Source organism: Pauljensenia sp. UMB3104, assembly GCF_030217285.1.
Classification (GTDB): Bacteria; Actinomycetota; Actinomycetes; order Actinomycetales; family Actinomycetaceae; genus Pauljensenia.
Genome location: NZ_JASONN010000273.1, coordinates 1 through 279, shown reverse-complemented (window position 1 = coordinate 279; position 279 = coordinate 1). Strand labels below are relative to the sequence as shown.

Genomic DNA, 279 nt, shown 5'->3' with positions numbered 1-279 from the left:
CTGTTCCACCGTGCGGCAAGTTAGACCATTCGACGGCGCCTCCGAGTTCACCCCGAACCAAAGTCTGCACAATCCGAGTTCCAAGCCCAGTCATAGTGGCTCCTTCGGGGATTGATTTGCCGTCATTTATGACCTCAACGTGGAGCTTGGCGCCATCGCGGTTGGCCCGCACAAGAATCGTTCCCCGCTCCCCCTCAAGGCCATGTTCGACCGCATTAGTTACCAGCTCTGAAAGCACCACAGACAGGGCAGAAGCCGCATCAGCGCCTACCGTGCCAA

1 protein-coding gene is annotated in these 279 nt (G+C 58.1%); it reads right to left on the bottom strand.

From position 1 onward, the window contains the following. Positions 1 to 238: ATP-binding protein (locus tag QP415_RS11675; RefSeq protein WP_285100188.1), on the bottom strand; the 238-nt coding region annotated here is incomplete at its 3' end. Positions 239 to 279: the final 41 nt, after the last annotated feature.